This window comes from Martinezella multihospitum (assembly GCF_900094585.1).
GTDB classification, from domain to species: Bacteria; Pseudomonadota; Alphaproteobacteria; order Rhizobiales; family Rhizobiaceae; genus Rhizobium; species Rhizobium multihospitium.
Genome location: NZ_FMAG01000001.1, coordinates 185,012 through 199,862 on the forward strand (window position 1 = coordinate 185,012; position 14,851 = coordinate 199,862).

Sequence of the window (14,851 nt, forward strand, 5' to 3'; positions counted from 1 at the left end):
ATCGAAATCGACCAGTGAATGGAATAGAAGACCATGCAGGACTTTCATATCGTCATCATCGGCGCGGGCCTCGGTGGCTTGTGCCTTGCACAGGGGTTGAAGCGCGCCGGCATCCGTTTTGACGTGTATGAGCGCGATCCGGCCGCCGATAGCCGCTTGCAAGGTTATCGCATCCGCATCGACACAAACGGACAGCAAGCGCTGGCGTCATGCCTGCCGACCGCTCTGTTTGACCTCTTTCGAGCGACCGCCTCGACGAGCCCTCGATCCGCGTGCTTCCTGACCCCTCAGCTTCTGCCGGTTACGGGCCGCACCCCGACGAACTGGGATACCGGCGAGAATGACGACGACGGCGATCTGAGCGTCAATCGCCTCACCCTTCGCGAAATCCTGATGTCGGGGATCGAGGATCACGTTCATTTCGGACATGCCTTCACGCGCTATCGCTGCATGGATGACGGGCGTGTCGAGGTACATTTCGAAGGTGCCGCCTCGGTTTCCTGCAACCTGCTCGTCGGTGCCGATGGTGTGAACTCACGGGTGCGACACCAGTTGGCGCCCTATGCCGAGCCGGCGGATACGGGTTCCATTTGTGTCTACGGCAAGAGCGAAATACCGCTGAACGATGCCGCCGATCTGCTTGGAGACGGAACGACGGTGATCTTTGCCGATGGGTGCACGGCAATCTTCGATCTCATGCGGTTCGGCGACCACTTATCGAAGCTCGCCGCCGGTCTCGCGCCCGATTGCAAGCTGACGCCGGTCACCGATTATCTCTATTGGGCACTGATCGGCCCCCGCCAAAGGCTGGGACTGGAAACATATGACCATACCCAAGATCTGCCCGTCTTGCTCAGAACTGCCATGCGCGGCTGGCATCCGGAGCTGAAGCAGATCATCAGCCGGAGCAAACCGACTGCCGTTGCTACGCTCTCGGTCAGAGTCGGGCGCCCCGACGCCCTTTGGCCGTTCGGTCCAGTGACCCTCCTGGGGGATGCCATTCATGCGATGAGCCCTGCCGGCGGACTTGGCGCCAATACCGCACTCGAAGACGCACGCATGCTGGCCCAAATCCTGGCCGAGGCCGGCAGGGAGCCGAAGACGGCCTGCACGGCGCTGCTGGATTACGAGGCCGACATGCGCGAGCGGGCGGCCTGCGCCATCGACACATCGGAACGCGGTGCGGCGATGCTATTTGCTGCCGTGACCGATAAGATTGCCTGAGGAGGCTGATATGACAATCGATCCAACCGACTTCGCCTTTCACGATGTTTCCCTATGGCCGATCGTGCGCCATTCCGCTGCCTCCGTGCACCCGGGCTATTCGAAACAATGGGAGCGGGAGATGGATACCCTGCTTGCCCTTTCAATGCCTTTCGTCGTGATCATGGAAGGCGACGAGCACACGGAAGAGCACGAGGATCGCAAGGCCCGCGGCATATGGCTGAAGAAGAACAAGGCGGCGCTTGCGACGGTTTGCAAGGCAGTCATCGGCATTGAGGCAAGCGCAATCAAGCGTGCCGCCATGCAGCTGCAGATGAGCCTTGCGACGAAGGCATTCGGTATAAGAATGGAAATCGTCTCTTCCCGGGAGGAAGCGCAGCATCTTGCCGAGCGGATTCTGAAAGGAAAGGACACCGCCACCTCTCTCGCCTGCTAACCGACGCTATAGTCCGACCGTCTTCAGGACAGAAGCGAACCGGACCTGACGGGCGTAGAGCCCGTCGATCCAACATTGCGGATGTGGGGCGGCCACAGCCCTCAGGATGCGGATCGGCGCAGAAGCGCAGTCTCCTTCCAGCCAAGCTCCGGAGCGATCAGCGTCACGAAGTCATGGATGATCTGGCGATATTCCTCATCATGAAATTCGTAGGGCAGCTCCAGCCGGAATTCGCTGACATGGGGCAGGATCGGATCTTTGCGCAGGCGCTCCAGTATCTCATCCGACGAGCCGACGATATCGCGGGCGAAAAGCGTGCGCCGTTCGCCCTGCGGCGAAAGCGTGCGCTCGTAGCGGCCGGCGGCATAGTCTGTATAGCGTTTGCGGGTGATCGCATCGGCGCTGTCGAAGGGTACGATGACCCGGCCGAGCGCCACCCGCCTCGTGTCACCGCCGGAAGCGCGATAGGTTTCCAGCTGGCGCGATTGCGCGACGAAGAAATCGTCTGTCTGCTCGCCCGTCGTGACATTGCCGATCAAGAGATTGAAGCCATTGCGGCCGGCCCATTCGGCCGAGCGCAGCGAACCGCCGCCATACCAGATGCGATCGATCAGACCCTTCGCATAGGGCTGAAGCCGCGGACGCTGCGGACCGAATGGCGTCTTGATCACCGTCTCCTGATTACCGAGATAGGCGCCCCTCAGATTGTCGGCAAAGCGCAGCACCCTTTGATGGGAGAAATCGTGGCTCTCCCAATCGCCATCGAAAGCAAGCGGCCCGATCAGATCCGCATGCAGCGGCCGACCAGCGCTCAGACCGATATTCAAGCGTCCGCGCGAGAGCACATCCACGGTCGCCAGATCCTCGGCAAGCCGATACGGGCTTTCGTAGCCGATGGGTATGACGGCGGTGCCAAGCTCGATGTGGCGCGTGCGCTGCGTTGCAGCCGCCAGAAAGGCACTCGCCGAGGAAATGCCGGGCTCCAAATGCCGCTGGCGAACCCAGGCGCTGTTGAAACCCCTCCCTTCCCCGTATTCAAGCAATTGCAGGGTCTGTTCCAGGCCGGCGAGCGGGTCCTCGTCCGGGTAGTTTCCTGGCGTCAGGAAGCCGATATGGCTGATCGATGCGGCATGGCTGCTCATTCAGCTGTCTCCTCAAAATTTCGGCAGGCCCGGCGGATTGGTTTCCGACTTCGGCAAGGCTTCTTCGGCAAGATGCCAATGGTCGAGGATCCTGGCGTAGGTGCCATCCTTGATCAGTCCGTTTGTTGCGATGGTGAGCGCCGCTGCGAGACCGCTGCCCTTGCGTGTGGTGATCGCGACATCCGAGCGATCCGGCCAACCGGCGCTCAGCGTACCCACGCGCTTGATGTTCTTGTCACGAGCGGCGATGTAGACGAGCTGGGCGTGCGGCTGTACGATGACATCGGCGCGATCCGACTGGAGAGCCAGGAGGCTTGCCGCATCATCATCGTAATATTGCAGCTCGATCGGCTTCAGGCCGGCTTTGACATCCTCGTCGCTCCATTTCAGCAGGATGCGCTCCTGATTGGTACCGGCGCCGACGATGATGCGCAGGCCGGCGGCATCCTTCGGCTCCTTGATCGACACGATCTTGCTGTCGGTCTTGACGAAGAAACCGTGCAGGCCCTGTCGATAGGTGGAGAAATCGAACTTCTCCTTGCGCTGCTCGGTGACGCCGACATTGGAGATGACGGCATCATATTTGCCCGAGGTCAGCCCGAGCGGCCAGTCGATCCAGGCGACCGGGACAAGCTCGAGCTTCAGGCCGAGCGCATCGGCAACGGCATTGGCATAATCTGGATCGGCGCCGACGACAGTCTTGGCGTCCGTCGCATAGGTCGCAAGCGGCGGACCGCCTGGCGCGACCGCCACGGTGAATGTGCCTGGTGTGACGAACTTGAAATCCTTCGGAATAGCGGCGAGCGCCGTTTCGTCTCGCGCCGCGTGGATGCGTCCGGGCTGCTCCGGGCTCAGATCGAAATCTTCGGCGGCCATGGCCGGAGCAAGACCGGTCAAGGCAATAGCCGCTGCGGCAGCAAGCGCAGTTCTGAAAATAGTGCGGATGGTCACGGAACCTGTATCTCCATTTGAGATGGATGGGAGCGGACCGGCGTGAGCCCCACTGACGCCGGTCCGCCCGACCAACCTTACGAACCGCTCTTCGGCAGGCCCGCAGGGTTGGTCTTGGATTGATCGATCCCTTCGGCAGTCAGGCTCCAGCGCTTCAGCACTTCGCCATACTTGCCGTTCTTGATCAGATCGTTGAGCGCAAGGGTAACGGCATCGGCAAGGCCGGCGCCCTTCTTCGTCGTCACCGCGATTTCGGCCGTCAGCGGCCAGCCGCCGGAAACGATGCCGACGAGCTTTCTGGTGCCGTTGATGGAGGCGTTATAGGCCTGCGTCGCATTCGGATTGAATTCGACATCGGCGCGACCGGACTGCAGCGCGAGATCGGCGGCGGCGCGGTCGTCGTAATATTGAACCTCGATCGGCTTCAGGCCTGCCGCGACATTCTGACGATCCCATTCGAGGATGATCTTCTCCTGGTTGGTACCGGCGCCAGTGATCACCTTGAGACCCGCGACATCCTTCGGCTCCTTGATCGAGGTGATCTTGCTATCGGCCTTCACGTAGAAGCCGAGCACATCCTTGCGATAGGTGGAGAAATCGAACTTCTCCTTGCGCTCTTCGGTGACCGTTACGTTGGAAATGACTGCATCGTACTTGCCGGAGGAAACGCCAAGCGGCCAATCCTCCCAGGCAACGGGCACCAGCTCCAGCTGAAGGCCGAGGGAATCCGCAAGCAGCTGCGCGATATCCGGATCGCCACCCACGACGGTCTTGGCATCGGTCGCATAGGTCGCGATCGGCGGATCCCAAGGGCTGATCGCGACAGTGAACTTGCCGGGATTGACGAATTTGAAGTTCGGCACGATCGCCTTGACCGCCACCTCATCCTTTTCCGCCCTGATGCGATTGGAGGTATCCGGGCTCAGATTGAACTTTTCGGCCGCAATCGCGGGTGTCCAGCTCATCGCTACCGCCGTCAGAACGCCGGCAACGACATACTTTGCTCTCTCCATGAATGTCATTTCCCTACTCCGTTTCAATTATAAGTTGTTCGTATTGTTGTGATGATCCGGACGCCTGCTGCATCACGGCGTCGAATGCCTGCCTGCGACTGCTAGAGAACCTTGGCGAGGAAAGCGCGGGTACGCGGATGTCTCGCATCACTGAGAATCTGCGGTGGGCCGACTTCGATAACGTGGCCGCCCTCCATGAAGACGATGCTATCGGCGACCTCGCGGGCAAAGCCGATCTCGTGGGTGACGATGACGAGCGTCGTGCCGGTGCGGGCAAGCTCCTTGATCACATCGAGCACTTCGCCAACGAGCTCAGGATCGAGTGCGGAGGTCGGCTCGTCGAAGAGAAGGACCTTCGGCCGCAGTGCCAAAGCGCGAGCGATGGCGACGCGCTGCTGCTGGCCACCGGAGAGCTGGCGGGGATAGGCATCGATCTTGTCGCTGAGACCGACACGGGCGAGCAATTCCCTGGCGAAGGCGATAGCTTCATCCCGATCCAATCCCCGCACCTGTATCGGCGCCTCGATAATGTTTTCCAAAACAGTGAGATGCGGAAACAAGTTAAAGTTCTGGAAGACCATACCGATGTCAGTTCGGCGCTTCAGAATATCCTTCTCCTTGAGTTCATAGAGCACGTCGCCCTTCTGCGCGTAGCCGACAAGCTCACCGTCCACTGAGATGAAGCCGCTGTCGACGCGCTCGAGATGATTGATGGCGCGCAGCAGCGTCGATTTCCCCGAGCCCGACGGGCCAATAATGGCCGTGACGCTGCCGGCGGGCAGGTTAAGCTCGACATCGTCCAGGACCTTCAGCGTGCCGAAGCTCTTCGAAATGCCATGGATGCGCACAGCACCGCCCTTGGCACGAAGATCCGTCACACTGCGAAAAGCGGCGAGTGCCCCGGCGTCCGACCTGGTGTCAGCCGTGGCGGCAGGCAGCGGCCGCTGGAGGCGTTGAAAGAATGCCTGGAACGGCAAGGGTGTCGGATTGCGCACCGCGCCTTTGGAGAAATAACGCTCGATATAGTGCTGCGCGATCGACAGCACCGTCATGATGACGAGATACCAGACCGTCGCAACCATCAGCAGCGGAATGACTTCCAGATTGCGGCGATAGATGACCTGCACCGTGTAGAACAGCTCCGGCAGCGCGAGAACGTAGACCATGGACGTGCTCTTGGCGAGGCCGATGATCTCGTTGAAACCCGTGGGGAGGATGGAGCGCATCGCCTGCGGCAGGACGATGCGGAACGCCTGACGGCGGCGAGACAGGCCGAGAGAAGCGGCCGCTTCCAGCTGACCTTGATCGACCGACAGAATGCCGCCGCGCACGATTTCGGCAAAGAAAGCGGACTGGTTCAGCGTCAGACCGAGAAAGGCCGCAGCAAACGGCGTGAGCAGCTGCGTGGTCGGATAATCGAACAGCACCTTGTCGGTGAACGGAACTCCGATGCTAATAGTTTCATAGAGATAGCCGAGATTGTTGAGAACCAGCAGCAGCACGATCATCGGGATCGAACGCAGCAGCCAGATATAACCCCAGGAGAGGCTTGCCAGCAACGGCGACTTCGATACGCGCGCCAGCGCCAATGCCGTTCCGAGAATGGAGCCCGACACCGCCGCAAGTGCCGTCAGAAGCAACGTCCTGCCAAGGCCAACCAGCACCGGCTCCGCAAAGAACCACTCGGCGAAGACACCCCAGCCCCATCTCGGATTGGTGAAGGTGGAATAGAGGGCGACCGCTATGACGAGCGCGGCAAAGATCGTGCCGGCCGCGCGTCCGGGATGTCTTGCCGGCACGATGCGATAGCGCGAATAGTCTGTGTTCGTCTCGGCGACTCCAGTGCCTCGATCGACACCCGCAAAATCCGTCGTCAGCGCCATGATGCTTACCCCTTATGATTGTGATTGATCCGGCTCGCCCTTACCTGCCGGCGGCGACCAGACGTTGCCGGGAACCCGAGAGGTCAGCGACATCGTGCAGAGCCAGATGACTGACATCTTTCTCGAAAGGCAGGATCTTGTGGACCTCCGGATCGACCGAGGTATCGAAGAGCGCCGTATAGCCATTGCTGAGATAAAGACCCACGGCCTCGGGTTGGCGAAAACCGGTCGTCAGATAGATGCGGTGGTAACCTTGCCGCACGGCCTGCGCTTCCAGTTCGACGAGTACCGCACGCGCCAGCCCCTGGCGTCGCAGATCATGCCGTGTCCAGATGCGTTTGAACTCGGCGGTCCGATCGTCGTAATGCTTGAACGCACCGCCGCCGATCGCCTCGCCATCACGCAACAGGAGCAGGAAGTTGCCGTGCGGCGGCGCAAAGGCCTCCGGCGGATAGCGATTGAGTTCCGCCGCGGCCCCTTCGGCACTGAAATAGTTGCCGTAGCGGCTGTCGTACTCATGGATCAGCTCGTCGATCAACGGCTTGGCGCGCGGGTCCAATGTGGTCGTATAAAGAAACGTGTCGCTCATGTCGTTCGTCACCCGTTGTCATTCGCGAGGAAAGCTTCGGCGAGCCGCACCCAGTAGCGGGCTGCCGGCGCGATGATGGCGTCGTTGAAATCGTAGCGGGCGCTATGCAGCGGCGCGCTGTCGCCATTGCCGACGAAGAGGTAGCTCCCGGGCTTGGCCTGCAGCAGGAACGCAAAGTCTTCGCTCGCCGTCCGCGGCCGGAAATCCGCCTCGACGGCAGCACCTCCAAGCGCCTGCAAGGCAACATTGCGGGCGAATTCTGTTTCCTCGGCATGATTGACGAGCGCGGGAAAACCGAGACGGTAATCGACTTCAGCCACAGCACCGAAGCTTTCCGCCTGCGCGCGCGCCAGTGCGGGAATTCGCTCCTGCAACCTGGCACGGACGGTCTCATTGTAGGCACGCATGGTCAGCTTCATCTCCACGCTTTCCGGGATGACATTCGAAGCCGAACCTGCATGAATGGAGCCGACCGTCGCGACTGCCATCTCCTGAGGGTCGATATTGCGCGAGACGACGCTTTGCAGGGCCGTGATGAATGAGGCCGAAGCCAGCACCGGATCGACCGCACGATGCGGCTCGGCACCGTGCCCGCCCTTTCCGACGATCTTGATGACCGCCTTGTCGACCGAGGCCATCGCCGGGCCGGCAACAAAGCCGAACTGCCCCGTCGGGACATCAGGCCAATTGTGCAGGCCGAAGACGGCATCGACCGGAAAGCGATCGAAAAGCCCTTCCGACAGCATCTTGCGTGCACCCGCGCCAATCTCCTCGGCTGGCTGGAATATCAACCGCAAGGTGCCACTGAAATTGCCGCTTTCGGCGAGATAACGGGCGGCAGCCAGCAGGATCGATGTATGTCCGTCGTGACCGCAGGCATGCATGACGCCGGGATTGGCACTCTGATACTCGAGACCGGACGCCTCCTCGATCGGCAAGGCATCCATGTCGGCGCGGATTCCGATACTGCGGTTGCCATTGCCCCGCCTCAGGGTCGCGACCACGCCGGTACCGGCGATACCTGTTGCGACGTCGTAGCCCCATTCCACAAGCAACGAGGCCACCTTCTTGGCGGTGCGATGCTCTTGAAAGGCGAGTTCGGGATATTGATGCAGATCATGCCTGAGCGCGATGATCTCATCGAGATAGGCGGCGATCCCTGTCTCGATTTGATCTGCGACTGAAGGGGTCTTGATGATGGCGTTCATGGTGATCGTCCTGGCTCAAGCGCCGATGGCCCTTGCGGGCTCGATGTCTGCGGCATAGCGGCTTTCGCGGAACGGCAGGCCAAGGTGATCGCGCAACGTCTCGCCTTTCAAAGTGGGATCGAAATAGCCCCGCTCGGTCAGGATCGGCAGGACATGCCTGGAGAAGTCGTCGAAGCCTTCGCCGATCACCGGAAAGCCGAGAATGAAGCCGTCAGCGCCCTCTTCGTCCACCCAGCGGATGATTTCATTGGCAATGTGCCCGGCCGTGCCGATGAAGGAGGTGCGCGGCGTGGCAGCATCGAGCGCGACTTCGCGCAAGGTCAGCCCCTTCTCACGCGCGGTCTTCTTGATGCGGTCGGTCGTGGCGCGGAAGTTGTTGCGGCCGATGTCACCCAGATCGGGGAATGGCTCATCCAGCGGATAGACGCTGAAGTCGTGATGATCGAAGAAGCGGCCGAGATAGACGAGCGCTTCCTCGATTGTGACGAGGTTGCGGATCGCCCGGTACTTGGCATCAGCCTCCTCCTGCGTCGCGCCGACGATCGGGCCGATACCGGGAAAGATGCCGACATCGGCGGCACTGCGGCCATGCGCGATCGCGCTCTGCTTCACCTGCTTGTAGAAGGTCTTCGCATCTTCCAGCGGCCCGCCATTGGTAAAGACCGCATCGGCGTGCTTGCCGGCGAGCCGGATGCCGGAATCGGAAGCACCGGCCTGGAACACCACCGGCTGGCCCTGTCTGGAGCGGCCGATATTGAGGGGGCCTTCGATGCGGAAGAACCGACCCTTGTGGTTCAGGCGATGCAGCTTGGATTTGTCGGCATAAATGCCGGTCTCGCGGTCGCGCACGAAAGCATCGTCGTCCCAGGAATCCCACAAACCCTTGATCGCATCGAGATATTCGTCGGCGATCTCGTAGCGCAGCTCGTGTTCCGGATGTTCGCGGCTATAGTTGCGGCCGGAGCCTTCGAGCGGCGACGTCACTGCATTCCAGCCGGCACGGCCGCCACTGATGAGATCGAGCGAGGCGAACTGCCGGGCGATGGTGAAGGGATCGCTATAAGAGGTCGAGACCGTGCCCACGAGGCCAAGCTTCGTTGTGAAGGCGGCAAGCGCGGACAGAATGGTCAGCGGCTCGAAGCGATTGAGGAAATGCGGGATCGATTGCTCGTTGATATAAAGTCCGTCCGCGACGAAGGCGAAGGCGATGCCGGCCTCTTCGGCCTTGCGGGCCGTCTTGACGAAGAAGTTCAGATTGGTGCTGGCGTCGGCCGGGACGCTCGGATGCTTCCAGGCATTCATGTGGCCGCCGGGGCCTTGCAGCATGATACCGAAGGTGACGTGTTTTTGAGCCATGATGATCCTCCTGGGATAGCGTTCAGGCAACGAGGGAAAGGCGCTCTTTGGCGAGCAATTCGATTGAGTTGAGCCGTTCGGCTGCCGTCAGCGCCGGCGTGTCGAGTACGAATTCCTCAATGCCGTAGCGGCGGTGGAGCGTGTCGAGCTCGTCGCGGATCTGTGCTGCCGTGCCATGCAGCACGCCCGGCACCTTCTCCTCGGTTCGGAAATCAGCAAAGCCCGCCTGACGCGCGAATTCCGACGCCTGTTCCTGGGTGCCAACATTGACGCTCTGGCCGTTGGGCAGGAAAAGCTTGACGATGCGCAGCTGACCGACACGCTCGCGGGCATGGGCCTCGCTTTCGGCAGCGAAGGCTGCCAGCGCCAGGATCGGCACCTTGCCGCCGGTAGCCTGCTCATAGGCTTCAAAGGTCTTCTGCAGGTTTTCCGGGTCGCCATTCAGATGGCCGGCGAACACCAGCCTCCAGCCCTTCTCCGCGGCAAGTTTCGCACTTTCCACGCTTGCACCAAGGAGGAAGCGTTCTGGTGAGCGCGGCGGGAAAGGCGTGGCCAGCGCGCCATCGGAATGAGGATCGGCAGCAAGGTAGGTGTTGATGTCGGAGAGTTGCTCGGCAAAGTCCGGCTTCTTCTCGGGATCGAAGGCGCGCTGCAGCGCCCGGGTCGAGAGCGGAAATCCGCCCGGCGCTTTGCCAACGCCGAGATCGATGCGGCCGGGAGCCAGTGAAGCCAGGAGATTGAAGGCCTCCGCAACCTTATAGGCGCTGTAGTGCTGCAGCATCACACCGCCGGAGCCGAGGCGGATCTTCGAGGTTCTGGCCAGAAGGTAAGCGATCAGAACTTCCGGCGCCGAGCTCGCGAGGTTCGCCATGTTGTGGTGCTCTGCGACCCAGAAGCGATGGTAGCCAAGTTCTTCGGCCCGGACAGCCAAGCGCGCGGTGGCACCGAGCGCATCGGTGGCATTGAGCCCCTGTTCAATGGGGCTCTTGTCGAGGAGGCTAAGGAGATAAGACATGCCGTTTCATCCATGTTTGCGCTCAATGCCGACCATCGATCACATAGTCTATAAAAAACATAGATTTTAAGTTATTTAAGAAACAGCTTTCTTTTTCTTTCGCCGGATGCGGAAAAAATCGGCAGTGACCCAAAGCGGCACCGATGGACGCCGCCGCGGCCTTCAATGACATGATCGAGCACCTGTTGAGACTACGCCTGATAGGAGGAGAACGCGGCGTCGGGCAGTTACACCGCGAACCATCGATCATCTGACGGGCTGCGACGCCTCTCACCATGCAAAGAAGGCCTAAGCGACAGCGATTGAACGCAATAGATTGCCAAAACCCGCAAATCAGTTCACCTTTCAATCATGCCCTATATCGCACGACCATTCGTGACCGATGATGATCCCGACCGGGAAATCCGCTGCCAGGACGCACTGCAAGCCGCTTTTCGAGAGTTGCTGAGTGCCGCGACCTTGGCGGGATGGTCGGAACGTGAAGTCGCCTTGGCGATTGCTGAGCTTGCGGACAAGCATTTGCTCTCGCTTGAAACCCATGACAATACCGACGCTCTCATCGCGCTTTTGCGGCGGATGACCTAGTCAGCCAACCGTCCCCTGCGAGAGCATCGATCGTTGCGGTGCTCAATGCATGCCACCGCCGCCACCTTCCTTTAGATCGATATTGCTCAGGATCAGCGCAAGCGGAATGGCGAAGATCCGCATCAGCACATGGAATACATCGATATCCCGAAGGACACGATCACCATGACACCGGGCAACCGGCCCGATACCTCACCGACCGATCACATGGGCTTTCTGGATGCATTGACGGACATCTTCTTTCATGAAGAGCAGCGTGCCGCCTACGCAGCCGCCCTCGAACGGGGAGGAACGCTCGTCACCGCGCAGGAAATGAATGAGGCGCAGCATAATATCGCTGTGCCGATTCTGGCGGAAAGAGGCCAGATCGATCTCAACGAGCGCGAAAGCGCCGGTTACGCCAGCGGAGCTTTCGCTTTGCCGCTGGAATGACCGATGCCAACCGGAGTTCAGGATTTTGGCGAGTTCATGAGCGCCGATATCCATATCGGCTTCCTCCACCGGAAAGATGCCAGCCCTGTCGTCTTCGTCAATTCGGACAAACAATTCCTATTATAGTCTATAAAAATAGTTTGCTATTTCTATCGATCCTGTCCCCGATTTCGCTAGGCTCTGCGCATTGCATTCAGGGAACCGCCGGAAAATCTGATCCGGCCAAGGGGACTAGTCATGAAATTCAACACAATGATCGCTGCGGCCGTTTTGGGTCTCGCCAGCATTTCCATGGCGGCCGGCGCGGCCGCTGCCGACAAGAAGGTCGTCGTCGCCTATCAGACCGACGCCCTGCCCTCCTCGGTCGCGATCGCCAATGGCGATTTCGCGAGGGAGACGGGCTATGAGATCGACTTCCGCAAGTTCAATTCCGGAGCAGAGATCTTCGCCGCCATCGCATCCGGCGACGTCCAGATCGGCTATGTCGGCTCCAGCCCGTTTGCCGCTGCTGCTTCACGCGGACTCGAGGTGAAGGCCTTTTACCTCTCGTCCATCTCGGGCGTCGATGAAGCTCTGGTGGTGCGCAATGGCTCCGGCATCAACACGCTTGCCGATCTGAAGGGAAAGAAGCTCGCGGCAGCACCGGTCTCCACCGACCACTATCAGCTGCTCGCCCTCATCAAGTCCCTTGGCTTGAGCGAAAAGGACGTGCAGGTCTTTGCCATCCCGCAGCCGGAAATCGTCGCAAGCTACAATCGCGGCGATATCGACGGCGGCTTCGTCTGGGACCCGGCGCTCACCGAGCTGAAGAAGAACGGCAAGGTGCTGGTGACATCCAAGGACGTCGCCGACAAGGGTGCCCCGACGTTTTCCGCCTGGGTCGCAACCTCGAAATTCGCAGCAGACAACCCGCAGTTTCTGAAGGCCTATGCCTCGGTGATCAATAAATACTACGCCTCGTTCGCAGCCGATAAGGCCGCCTGGGGACCGGATAGCGACAACGCCAAGGCACTTGCCAAGCTGCTGGGCGGCACGGCAGACCAGCAGGCGGCAGCGCTGAAGAACCTCACTCTGCTGACGCCCGACGTGCAGGCATCGGCCGCTTGGCTCGGCGGCAGCGATCAATCCGGCGCGGCCAAGATCCTCAAGGACACGGCAACCTTCCTGAAGAGCCAGGGAAAGGTCTCCGAGGTTCTGCCGAACTACGGCGCGTTCGTCACCGCCGACGCGCTTGTCAGCGCGAGCAACTGATCCTTCCTGGCGCCGGCGCGCTTGCCGCGCCGGCGTCGCAATATCGAGAGAGCCCATGCTTCAAGTCGACCATGCCAGCGTCTTCTTTGCAGCGCGTGACGGCAGAACCGTTCACGCGCTCGATCGCGTTTCCTTTAACATTCCCGAGCGCGGTATCGTTGTGGCGCTTGGCGCATCCGGCTGCGGCAAATCCACCCTGCTCAATGCGATCGCCGGCTTCCTGCCGCTGTCGGAGGGAAAGATCACGCTCGACGGCAGGCCGGTTTCGGGTCCCGGCGCGGATCGCGGTGTCGTCTTCCAGAAGGATTCGCTGCTGCCATGGAAATCCGTGATCGATAATGTGGCCCTCGGCCTGCAATTTGCCGGGCTGGGCAGGCGGGAACGCCGGGATCGCGCATCGGAGCTGCTACGGCTTGTCGGCCTGAGCGATTTTGCCAATGCCCTGCCCTACGAACTGTCGGGCGGCATGCGCCAGCGCGTCGGCATTGCCCGGGCGCTCGCCACGGATCCGGATATCCTGCTGATGGACGAACCATTCGGCGCTCTCGACAGCCTGACGCGCGAGCAGATGCAGGAACTGCTGATCTCGGTCTGGACCAGAACCGACAAGCGCATCTTCTTCATCACGCATTCGATCGAGGAGGCTTTGTTTCTCGGCACTGAGGTGCTTGTCATGTCTCCGAGACCGGGGCGCATCGTTGCCCGCTTCGAGCTTGATTTCGTTCATCGCTTCGCTGCCAACCGCGATACGAAGGCGATCGTCTCGTCGCCTGAGTTCAGCAGCCTTCGGGAAGAAATCCGCGCTATCCTCCACAGCGCTGACAACATCAGGAGCGTGGCATGAGTGACATCATCGAAACGCGCCCGATTGCCGTCTCTCCAAGGGAAGCGCAACCGAAGCTGGTTCGCGTTCCAAGTTTCGGTGTGGGCGAGAAGCCCACCATCGCCATCAGCATCGCGACCGCAATCGTCTGCCTCTTATTATGGTGGCTCGTCACCAAGCTCGGCCTGGTATCTCATCTCTTCCTGCCCCGCCCCGATGAAGTGCTGACCCAGATCGGCGTTGTCTACCGCGATGGCTATGCCGGCGCTTCGCTTTCCGAACATATATTGGCAAGCCTGTTCCGCATCGTTGTCGCCGCGGCCGTCGCGATCGGGGTCGGCATTCCTGTCGGTCTGCTGATGGGCCTCAACCGCTGGGCAAAGGGAATTCTCGATACGCCGATCGAATTCTATTGGCCGCTGCCGCCCCTTTCCTATCTGCCGCTGATGATCATATGGCTCGGCATCGGCGAGACCTCGAAGATCACCCTTCTCGTGCTCGCCATGTTCGCGCCGATCTGCCTGTCCGCCCACGCCGGCGTCCGTTCGCTGCCGCTGGAGCGGGTCAATGCCGCACGGTCTCTCGGCGCCAACCGGCTGCAGCTTTTCTTCAACGTCGTCCTGCCTTCTGCGCTGCCGGAAATCCTGACGGGTATCCGGATCGCCTTCGGCATCGGCTGGGGAACTTTGGTGGCGGCCGAACTCATCGCCTCGACCCGCGGCATTGGCTTTATGATCATGTCGGCGTCGCAGTTCCTTGCCACCGACGTCGTCTTCGTCGGCATCGGCATCATTGCGGTCTGCGCCTTCGCCTTCTCGACCGCCGTCCGCATTCTCGAAGCGGTTCTCGTGCCATGGAAGGGCAAGCTTTAGACGCCAGAGCGGTGAGCCGAGCATTGATGACGGCTCTCCCCACCACAAATCCCATATCAATACAGACAGAC

The 14,851-nt window shown here is 60.6% G+C and carries 16 protein-coding genes; 7 read left to right on the forward strand and 9 right to left on the reverse strand.

Annotated elements, in window-relative coordinates:
* The first annotated feature begins 33 nt into the window (after positions 1-33).
* A complete protein-coding gene (locus GA0061103_RS00815) occupies positions 34-1,224 on the forward strand; it encodes an FAD-dependent oxidoreductase (protein WP_092706179.1) in 1,191 nt (396 codons plus the stop codon).
* Between the two features lie 10 nt (positions 1,225-1,234).
* A complete protein-coding gene (locus GA0061103_RS00820; RefSeq protein WP_092706181.1) occupies positions 1,235-1,660 on the forward strand; it encodes a hypothetical protein in 426 nt (141 codons plus the stop codon).
* A gap of 101 nt (positions 1,661-1,761) precedes the next feature.
* Here GA0061103_RS00820 and GA0061103_RS00825 read toward each other — a convergent pair whose 3' ends face one another.
* The 9 genes from GA0061103_RS00825 to GA0061103_RS34925 all read right to left on the reverse strand — a co-directional run bounded on the left by GA0061103_RS00825 (position 1,762) and on the right by GA0061103_RS34925 (position 10,989).
* On the reverse strand, positions 1,762-2,802 hold the full coding sequence (locus GA0061103_RS00825) for an LLM class flavin-dependent oxidoreductase (RefSeq protein WP_092706183.1): 1,041 nt from the start codon (positions 2,800-2,802) through the stop codon (positions 1,762-1,764).
* A gap of 12 nt (positions 2,803-2,814) precedes the next feature.
* Positions 2,815-3,753 (reverse strand): ABC transporter substrate-binding protein, encoded by a 939-nt coding sequence (locus GA0061103_RS00830; RefSeq protein ID WP_092706185.1) that lies wholly within the window; start codon positions 3,751-3,753, stop codon positions 2,815-2,817.
* A gap of 77 nt (positions 3,754-3,830) precedes the next feature.
* Positions 3,831-4,775, reverse strand: coding sequence for an ABC transporter substrate-binding protein (locus GA0061103_RS00835; RefSeq protein ID WP_092706187.1), 945 nt, complete (start codon positions 4,773-4,775; stop codon positions 3,831-3,833).
* Positions 4,776-4,867: 92 nt separating this feature from the next.
* Positions 4,868-6,649, reverse strand: a complete 1,782-nt coding sequence (locus tag GA0061103_RS35540) for an amino acid ABC transporter permease/ATP-binding protein (RefSeq protein WP_092706189.1) — start codon at positions 6,647-6,649, stop codon at positions 4,868-4,870.
* A 40-nt stretch (positions 6,650-6,689) separates the two neighbouring features.
* On the reverse strand, positions 6,690-7,238 hold the full coding sequence (locus GA0061103_RS00845) for a GNAT family N-acetyltransferase (RefSeq protein ID WP_092708474.1): 549 nt from the start codon (positions 7,236-7,238) through the stop codon (positions 6,690-6,692).
* An 8-nt stretch (positions 7,239-7,246) separates the two neighbouring features.
* On the reverse strand, positions 7,247-8,446 hold the full coding sequence (locus GA0061103_RS00850; protein WP_092706191.1) for a M20 aminoacylase family protein: 1,200 nt from the start codon (positions 8,444-8,446) through the stop codon (positions 7,247-7,249).
* 15 nt (positions 8,447-8,461) lie between these two features.
* On the reverse strand, positions 8,462-9,802 hold the full coding sequence (locus GA0061103_RS00855) for an LLM class flavin-dependent oxidoreductase (RefSeq protein ID WP_092706193.1): 1,341 nt from the start codon (positions 9,800-9,802) through the stop codon (positions 8,462-8,464).
* A 22-nt stretch (positions 9,803-9,824) separates the two neighbouring features.
* On the reverse strand, positions 9,825-10,817 hold the full coding sequence (locus GA0061103_RS00860) for an LLM class flavin-dependent oxidoreductase (RefSeq protein WP_092706195.1): 993 nt from the start codon (positions 10,815-10,817) through the stop codon (positions 9,825-9,827).
* Positions 10,818-10,839: 22 nt separating this feature from the next.
* Entirely contained in the window at positions 10,840-10,989 is a 150-nt protein-coding gene (locus GA0061103_RS34925; protein ID WP_167376506.1) for a hypothetical protein, read from the reverse strand.
* A 203-nt stretch (positions 10,990-11,192) separates the two neighbouring features.
* On the opposite strand from GA0061103_RS34925, the gene GA0061103_RS00865 reads away from it, so the two are divergent.
* The 5 genes from GA0061103_RS00865 (at position 11,193) to GA0061103_RS00885 (ending at position 14,780) form a co-directional block, all read left to right on the forward strand.
* Positions 11,193-11,402 (forward strand): hypothetical protein, encoded by a 210-nt coding sequence (locus tag GA0061103_RS00865; protein WP_245304621.1) that lies wholly within the window; start codon positions 11,193-11,195, stop codon positions 11,400-11,402.
* Positions 11,403-11,531: 129 nt separating this feature from the next.
* A complete protein-coding gene (locus tag GA0061103_RS00870) occupies positions 11,532-11,834 on the forward strand; it encodes a hypothetical protein (protein WP_208603466.1) in 303 nt (100 codons plus the stop codon).
* A 252-nt stretch (positions 11,835-12,086) separates the two neighbouring features.
* Positions 12,087-13,085 (forward strand): taurine ABC transporter substrate-binding protein, encoded by a 999-nt coding sequence (gene tauA / locus GA0061103_RS00875; protein ID WP_425349465.1) that lies wholly within the window; start codon positions 12,087-12,089, stop codon positions 13,083-13,085.
* A 55-nt stretch (positions 13,086-13,140) separates the two neighbouring features.
* Positions 13,141-13,929, forward strand: coding sequence for a taurine ABC transporter ATP-binding protein (locus tag GA0061103_RS00880; RefSeq protein ID WP_092706201.1), 789 nt, complete (start codon positions 13,141-13,143; stop codon positions 13,927-13,929).
* Positions 13,926-14,780 carry an ABC transporter permease subunit gene (locus tag GA0061103_RS00885; RefSeq protein ID WP_092706203.1) on the forward strand — a complete coding sequence of 285 codons (855 nt, stop codon included), beginning with the start codon at positions 13,926-13,928 and terminating at the stop codon, positions 14,778-14,780. The genes GA0061103_RS00880 and GA0061103_RS00885 overlap by 4 nt, the downstream gene beginning before the upstream one ends.
* The last annotated feature ends 71 nt before the right edge of the window (positions 14,781-14,851 follow it).

What these genes read in the sequence shown, in the direction of transcription:
- GA0061103_RS00880 (WP_092706201.1), top strand. Translation starts at nt 13,141, where the DNA reads ATGCTTCAAGTCGACCATGCCAGCGTCTTCTTTGCAGCGCGTGACGGC.
- GA0061103_RS00850 (WP_092706191.1), bottom strand. Translation starts at nt 8,446, where the DNA reads ATGAACGCCATCATCAAGACCCCTTCAGTCGCAGATCAAATCGAGACA.
- GA0061103_RS00835 (WP_092706187.1), bottom strand. Translation starts at nt 4,775, where the DNA reads ATGACATTCATGGAGAGAGCAAAGTATGTCGTTGCCGGCGTTCTGACG.
- GA0061103_RS00860 (WP_092706195.1), bottom strand. Translation starts at nt 10,817, where the DNA reads ATGTCTTATCTCCTTAGCCTCCTCGACAAGAGCCCCATTGAACAGGGG.
- GA0061103_RS00815 (WP_092706179.1), top strand. Translation starts at nt 34, where the DNA reads ATGCAGGACTTTCATATCGTCATCATCGGCGCGGGCCTCGGTGGCTTG.
- GA0061103_RS00825 (WP_092706183.1), bottom strand. Translation starts at nt 2,802, where the DNA reads ATGAGCAGCCATGCCGCATCGATCAGCCATATCGGCTTCCTGACGCCA.
- GA0061103_RS34925 (WP_167376506.1), bottom strand. Translation starts at nt 10,989, where the DNA reads ATGTCATTGAAGGCCGCGGCGGCGTCCATCGGTGCCGCTTTGGGTCAC.
- GA0061103_RS00855 (WP_092706193.1), bottom strand. Translation starts at nt 9,802, where the DNA reads ATGGCTCAAAAACACGTCACCTTCGGTATCATGCTGCAAGGCCCCGGC.
- GA0061103_RS00820 (WP_092706181.1), top strand. Translation starts at nt 1,235, where the DNA reads ATGACAATCGATCCAACCGACTTCGCCTTTCACGATGTTTCCCTATGG.
- GA0061103_RS35540 (WP_092706189.1), bottom strand. Translation starts at nt 6,649, where the DNA reads ATGGCGCTGACGACGGATTTTGCGGGTGTCGATCGAGGCACTGGAGTC.
- GA0061103_RS00885 (WP_092706203.1), top strand. Translation starts at nt 13,926, where the DNA reads ATGAGTGACATCATCGAAACGCGCCCGATTGCCGTCTCTCCAAGGGAA.
- GA0061103_RS00870 (WP_208603466.1), top strand. Translation starts at nt 11,532, where the DNA reads ATGGAATACATCGATATCCCGAAGGACACGATCACCATGACACCGGGC.
- GA0061103_RS00845 (WP_092708474.1), bottom strand. Translation starts at nt 7,238, where the DNA reads ATGAGCGACACGTTTCTTTATACGACCACATTGGACCCGCGCGCCAAG.
- tauA (WP_425349465.1), top strand. Translation starts at nt 12,087, where the DNA reads ATGATCGCTGCGGCCGTTTTGGGTCTCGCCAGCATTTCCATGGCGGCC.